Origin of the sequence: Fulvivirga kasyanovii (assembly GCF_009711405.1) — a bacterium.
GTDB classification, from domain to species: domain Bacteria; phylum Bacteroidota; class Bacteroidia; order Cytophagales; family Cyclobacteriaceae; genus Fulvivirga; species Fulvivirga kasyanovii.
The window spans coordinates 1-6,698 of sequence record NZ_SMLW01000352.1 but is presented as its reverse complement, the minus strand read 5'-3'; the positions used below and the strand labels follow the sequence as shown (position 1 = coordinate 6,698).

6 protein-coding genes are annotated in these 6,698 nt (G+C 44.4%); 5 read left to right on the top strand and 1 reads right to left on the bottom strand.

Going from position 1 to position 6,698, the window contains the following annotated elements:
- The first annotated feature begins 56 nt into the window (after nt 1-56).
- Both E1163_RS03680 and E1163_RS03675 read left to right on the top strand, forming a co-directional pair.
- Nucleotides 57-908, top strand: a complete 852-nt coding sequence (locus tag E1163_RS03680) for an SDR family NAD(P)-dependent oxidoreductase (protein WP_155169568.1) — start codon at nt 57-59, stop codon at nt 906-908.
- 77 nt (nt 909-985) lie between these two features.
- Nucleotides 986-1,897, top strand: a complete 912-nt coding sequence (locus E1163_RS03675) for a helix-turn-helix domain-containing protein (RefSeq protein ID WP_155169566.1) — start codon at nt 986-988, stop codon at nt 1,895-1,897.
- Nucleotides 1,898-1,924: 27 nt separating this feature from the next.
- Here E1163_RS03675 and E1163_RS31140 read toward each other — a convergent pair whose 3' ends face one another.
- A complete protein-coding gene (locus E1163_RS31140; protein ID WP_343033737.1) occupies nt 1,925-2,137 on the bottom strand; it encodes a helix-turn-helix domain-containing protein in 213 nt (70 codons plus the stop codon).
- 93 nt (nt 2,138-2,230) lie between these two features.
- Here E1163_RS31140 and E1163_RS31630 point away from each other — a divergent pair, with 93 nt between their 5' ends.
- From E1163_RS31630 to E1163_RS03655, 3 genes are all read left to right on the top strand, one after another.
- A complete protein-coding gene (locus E1163_RS31630) occupies nt 2,231-2,407 on the top strand; it encodes a SymE family type I addiction module toxin (RefSeq protein ID WP_155169564.1) in 177 nt (58 codons plus the stop codon).
- A 46-nt stretch (nt 2,408-2,453) separates the two neighbouring features.
- Nucleotides 2,454-3,050, top strand: coding sequence for an immunity 53 family protein (locus E1163_RS03660; RefSeq protein WP_155169562.1), 597 nt, complete (start codon nt 2,454-2,456; stop codon nt 3,048-3,050).
- A gap of 520 nt (nt 3,051-3,570) precedes the next feature.
- Nucleotides 3,571-6,698 (top strand): glycoside hydrolase family 48 protein (locus tag E1163_RS03655; protein WP_155169560.1); only part of this gene is annotated, 3,128 nt, incomplete at its 3' end.

The window sequence follows — 6,698 nt, the reverse complement described above, 5'->3', positions numbered from 1 at the left end:
GGCAGGCTATGCATAATATAGACCTTTGTGATATTCTAAAATAAAAAAATATAATTATGGAACATCAAAAGGATAGTAAAGTATGGTTTATTACTGGTTGTTCACGCGGTTTTGGGCGTATCTGGACGGAAGCAGCACTTGAGCGAGGAGATAAAGTGGCAGCGACTGCACGCAGGTTAGAGAGCATCGCCGACCTGAGGGAGAAGTATGGAGAAAGTGTACTGACACTTGAGCTTGACGTTACAAAGCCTGGTCAGGCAGAATCTGCCGTTGAACAAGCCCGGAATTATTTTGGCAGGCTGGATGTGATACTGAATAATGCCGGATATTCACTTGTAGGTACCATCGAAGAAGCGAGCATTGATGACGTCCGGGCAGTCTATGAGACCAATGTATTTGGTGCACTTTCTGTTATTCAGGCTGTTTTGCCTCTGCTTAGAAAACAAGGCCATGGCCACATATTGGGAGTATCCAGTAGTCTTGGCCTCGAGTCGCTGCCTGTAATCGGATACTATTGTTCCACGAAATGGGCATTCGAGGCTATCCACGAAAGTTTGGCTGCGGAAGTTAGCGCTTTTGGTATTAAGGTTACGCTGATTGAACCGGGCGCCTATGCCACTGAGTTTGGAAGTCCTGAGTCTTTAAAAATGGCTAAAGCGCTTGACATTTATGCAGACTTTAAAGGACAGTTTGTGCAAGGGCTAAAGGCATTAAAGAAAGGAGACCCTAAAGCCACTCCTGAGGCTCTTTTCAAAGTGGTGGATGCAGATCAGCCTCCTATGCGCCTCTTTTTGGGAGATCAATCCTTGCCTTCCGTGCGCAAGGCGTATAATGAAAGACTCAAAAGCTGGGAAGCCTGGGCTGAGGTGTCCGATGCGGCGCAGGGTGAGGCAAACATTCTGCGTTGAATCAGTATCAATTGTTGTTTAAAGGTCAACGATAGCCGATATTTAGTGCTTTATTAATTGTCGGGTTATTTGCTGAGATGAAAAAGAAAGGAAACCTTCCGCGAAGATTTGAATCTTTATCAGACTTACATCGGGTGTTTGGGCTGCCTCAGCCAATGCATCCGTTGGTTAGTATTATAAATATAGAGGATGTAATCCCTCCCATGAAGGAATCATTTGATTCCTTCATTCTCAACTTTTATAAGATTGCCTACAAAAGCACACTATGCGGACAGGCAAAATACGGGCAAAATTATTATGACTTTGGTAAAGGCGGATTGATCTTTACCGCTCCAAATCAGGTATTCGAAACTCCTAAAAGCTCAGGCTCCGGATATGTTTTTTTTATTCACCCTGACTTTTTACTAACCTATCCGCTGGCGAAGAAGATCAAACAGTATGGCTTCTTTTCGTATGGCTCAAACGAGGCACTGTATTTAGCTGATCATGAAAAGGAAATTATCATGTCTGTTTTCAATATCATTGATACCGAACTCAAGAGCAGGGTTGATGCATTCAGTCAGGATGTGGTTATTTCCCAGATTGAATTACTGCTCAACTATAGCAACCGTTTTTATAACCGGCAGTTCATTACCCACAAGGCAGTATACAACGATCTCCTTCAAAAGCTGGAAGAGGTTTTGGACGACTATTTTCGTGATTCGAAACCATTGAATGAAGGCTTGCCCACTGTTCAGTATTTAGCTGATCAGGTGCATTTATCACCCAGCTACCTCAGTGATATGCTACGCTCCCTTACCGGGCAAAATGCGCAACAGCATATCCATAATAAAGTGATAGCCGATGCTAAGGAAAAATTGACCACTACAGAGGATTCCATCACTGAAATTGCCTATACATTAGGTTTTGAGCACCCACAATCCTTCAGCAAGTTTTTTAAAACAAAAACCAATAGTACTCCCCTGGAATTCAGGCAGTCGTTTACTTGATAAAATTATCTGATTTTTGCCCCGTTATTATCCCACCAGTTGGCCTAAAGAAATTTCCAGTGCTTTTGAAATTTCATACAACGTATAAAGCGTTGGGTTAACCTTGCCGTTTTCTAGTTTTTCTACCGCTTGCCGGTCCTTATTGCATGCCCGTGCCAGATCAGATTGACTCCAGCCCTTTTGAGTTCTTAACTCAATAATGCGCTGCCCTATTTTCTTTTTGAGTTCGTCCTTAGTCACAAAACAAATGTCAATTTATTATACGACAGATTTGTCATATTAAAGTTTGACAAATGGAATTGGTTTAATATTATTGTCATATAAAAATATGACATGAAGAAAACGCGGATCTTGAAAATTCATGAGCGAATACGCTTTAATAAATGGAGTCAGACCTCTGTCCCTGAAATCAGGCTATGTGGCAAATGGTTAAAAGAAGCTGGTTTTAATGAAGAAGATAATGTTGAGGTGAAGATTTCTAAGGGGGTGATGATTTTGAAATTGGTCTGAGTGTAATTAGTTTAGAAACCTAAACAAATGGTAAACCCAAACTATTTTGAAAGACATAATAGAACGAATTCAAAATTGGTATAAGTTAAATTGTAACGGAGACTGGGAACATAGCTATGGATATTCTATATCTACCTTGGATAATCCCGGATGGTCAGTAGCTATTGATTTGGCGGAAACTCCTTTGGAAGCACTTGGTTATAAAAGAGATTACCAGAATGTAGAGAAGGAGCATGATTGGTTTTCGATAGAGGCATTAGATAACAGTCTTAAAATATATTGTGGCCCTGACAACCTGAGACAGGCATTTGAAATATTTTTTAACGAAATCATACCGGGTTACGCTGATAAAGATTTTCATTATGAATTGTTTTTGCCTCTAATTGGAGAGGAGGTTGAAATCTGGACGCCAGCTAAGGCAAGGTTAGTGGATGAAGGGGCTGTTGAAATAATTGAAATACAGGCCATTGATTTTGGTAAAATTAAAGTTCGTGATATTAATACCATTGATTTTTGCCAATACAGTTTAGAAAAGCTTCAGCTTCCTTTCAAAGTAGGAGATGTGGTTACGGTGGATATCGAGGAAGTATATGATGGGGTTGTTTTAGTGGCACGTGATGTTTTGATGACATTTTGTAAGTAGTATTTTTTCACCCCAACTGCGCTGTATAAATCCCGCAAATGAGACTATATTCCAACAAACCCTACCCAGACTAACCCATTCAAGCATATTTTCACCACTCCTCAATAGCTTTCATACCTTCAAAATCACCGGTTCACCGTTCAGCGTGTAATTGTGTGACACATAGTATGTTCTCCCCATTTTTATAATATTCCGTATCCCAGCCGTGATATAATAACCCCGCTGTTTTGATGTAAATGTCCCGGTTTTACGCCTCTGATCCCTCCGTTCTACAAACGGAAAATCCAGGTGGAAAAAATCCCTTTCATACCCGATTAGGCGATTTTTTCAGGGTAGACAATACTCCAGAACTTTAAGAATATAGTGCCAGCAGATAATCTTAATTAATGATTCCTTTGAATAGTACAGAAAAGCGAACCGACGTGGTGATGAATTCACTGATGTTAGCATTTTTCAGTCACCCTCTGTTTTCTTATAAAATGTAATCGATTAAACAATTTATAACCTAACCCTTTATCCTATGAGAACAAATTTAAAATTGTCTTTACTCTTTTTGTTTATGCTGGTGTGGTGCTCCTCTGCCAGTGCACAGAATGAGTACATTGAGCGGTTTAACGAGTTAAGAGGAGAGTTTTATGATCCTGCCAACGGCTACTTTAGTCCTGACGGCGCACCTTACCACTCCGTAGAAACCTTAATTGTAGAAGCGCCCGATCATGGGCATGAGTCCACCAGTGAACTATATTCCTATTGGATCTGGCTGGAAGCCATGCATGGCAGAGTCAGTGGCGACTGGCAGCCTCTGAACCAGGCATGGGGCAAAATGGAGGATCATATCATCCCTTCGCAGGAAGACCAGCCGACGAACAGCGCCTATAATGCTTCCAGTCCGGCTACCTATGCGCCTGAGTTTCCCGAACCAAGCTTTTATCCATCACCATTGCAGTTCAATACCCCCGTGGGCAACGATCCCGTATCACCGGACCTAACCTCAGCCTATGGCCCGGAAGTCTACGGTATGCATTGGCTGCTGGACTGCGATAATTTCTATGGATATGGCACCCGGGGAGACGGTGTTACCACACCATCATTTATCAACACCTTCCAGAGAGGCGAGCAGGAATCTGTTTGGGAAACAGTTCCCCAGCCATCATGGGAAGATTTCAGTTGGGGTGGTGACAAAGGCTATTTGCCTTTATTTACCCTCGATCAGAATTATGCTCAACAGTGGAGATATACCAATGCTCCTGATGCAGATGCCAGGGTAGTACAAGCGATGTATTGGGCTGCCGAGTGGGCCAAAGAGCAGGATTTGAACCCTAACTCAGTTATTCCACTGAGTGATGCCAGCAAAATGGGTGATTTTACCCGTTTGGCCATGTTTGACAAGTATTTCAAACCCTTGGGAGCACAAAGTCCTGATGCCGCAGGTTCCGGCTATGAAAGTGCCCATTACCTGATGTCTTGGTACTATGCATGGGGCGGATCTATATCTACCTCAGGCACCTGGGCATGGAGGATAGGGTCTAGCCACTGCCACTTTGGGTACCAAAACCCTGTGGCTGCCTGGGCCTTAAATTCATACAATGATTTGATGCCCGCATCTCAAAACGGAGCCAGGGATTTTGGCACCAGTTTGGATCGTCAGCTCGAATTTTATCGCTATCTGCAATCAGCCGATGGAGCCATTGCCGGTGGAGCCACCAACAGTTGGAATGGTGATTACAGTCCATATCCGGCGGGAAAATCAACTTTCTACGGAATGGCCTATGATGAGCACCCCGTCTATCATGATCCCGGAAGCAACTCCTGGGGAGGATGGCAGGCATGGTCTATGGAGCGCGTAGCGGAATACTACTACCTTTCCAACGACCCCAGAGCCAAGGAACTGATGGACAACTGGGTGCCCTGGGTAAAAGAGCATGTGCAGTTAACAGGCAGTACATTTCAAATCCCTGCCGAGCTGGAGTGGAGCGGTGAGCCGGATACATGGAACCCTGACAATCCGGGTGATAACAGCAACTTAAGGGTAACAGTAACCGGTTATAATCAGGACCTGGGCATTGCTGCGTCCTTTGCCAAAGCGTTAATTTACTATGCTGCCGCTACGGAGAAATATGAAACCATTGATGAGGAATCGAGAGTGCTTGCCAAAGAAATATTGGACAGAATGTGGAATAACTTCCGTGATGACAAAGGCCTTGCCTCACCTGAGGAAAGAGGAGATTATGTCAGGTTCTTCGAGCAGGAAGTATACGTGCCCGAATCATTTAACGGAACTATGCCCAATGGCGATGTTATAGAAAATGGTGTTACCTTCCTTGATATCCGCAGCGATTACCGCAACGATCCTGATTTTCAGAAGCTTCAAAGCAGCTACGAGAGTGGTCAGCCTTATGTGGCCAGGTACCACAGGTCATGGGCTCTGATAGAAATTGCCTTAGCCAATGCAGAGTATGGTTTCTTCTTTGGAGAAGGAGGAGGGGACGCATCTCCTACAGTAAGCATTACATCTCCGGCCAATAATGCTGTTTTTGCCCCGGGTGCCAATATTACTATTGAGGCCAATGCATCAGATGACAATGCTGTGGCATCCGTAGAGTTTTTCCGGAATGGCATTAGCTTAGGCGTAGATAACAGTGCGCCATACGCAGTAATCTGGACTGATGTGGCAGAAGGAAGCTACGCATTAACTGCCGTAGCCACTGATGATGCCGGAAATACGAAAACATCGAGTACAGTAAACATTACTGTTGGTGTAGAAAATAATGATCCTGTTGCCGTGATATCAGCTAACCCACTTACAGGACAGGCGCCACTAGCCGTGACCTTTGATGCCAGTGGCTCAAGTGATGCAGATGGCGACGCACTTTCCTATAGCTGGAATTTCGGTGATGGCGCTTCCGCTACAGGCGCAGTGGTAAGCCATACATATACAGCGGCAGGCACATACACAGCCACCGTAACCGTAACAGATGGTAAAGGCGGCTCCGATGACGCCAGTGTAACTATTGAAGTGTCGCCTTCCGATCCGTCAGGGTGCGATTTTGGTACACCACTGGCGTCAGGCTTGCCTAGTATAAACCAGAGCTTTAACAACACGCATGTACTTGGAGCAGGAGGGCCCGATCTGAGCAATGTCACTAACTTTACCATCAACTGGAGCATCCAGCACAATGGTTTGTGGCAGATGTCTTTCAATACCAACAACGGCCAGCCCAACTGGTGGATTGACTTAAGGACTGTATCTGCTTCCACATTTAACCAGGCACAACCCGATATTACTTTCAGCAACAGCGGTATTCCCGGTCTGGATGGCTCTTATTGGGTGGCATTGGATAACGGTAACTTTGTGATGGTCTCCAAAAGTGGCGGATTTTCTATCTATTTTAGTAATTCTTCCACACCACCGGTTTGCGATGCAGGTAACAGCAGGCTAGCTCAGCAGTCGCCTGCAACTGAAAGCCAATCAACTTCTGACATTGTTGTGTACCCTAACCCTGCGGCAAACAAACTGAATGTGGTAGTAAGGGACGGTTACACCTGGCTACGACTCGTAGATGTAAGAGGCAGAGTGGTGCTTAACAAACAGGCTACCACTTCCAACTCACAGAGCATAGAACTGGACGTTAGCAGTTTTGAACCAGG

Coding starts and splice junctions, on each gene's coding strand:
- E1163_RS03680 (WP_155169568.1), top strand. CDS start 57: ATGGAACATCAAAAGGATAGTAAAGTATGGTTTATTACTGGTTGTTCA.
- E1163_RS03675 (WP_155169566.1), top strand. CDS start 986: ATGAAAAAGAAAGGAAACCTTCCGCGAAGATTTGAATCTTTATCAGAC.
- E1163_RS31630 (WP_155169564.1), top strand. CDS start 2,231: ATGAAGAAAACGCGGATCTTGAAAATTCATGAGCGAATACGCTTTAAT.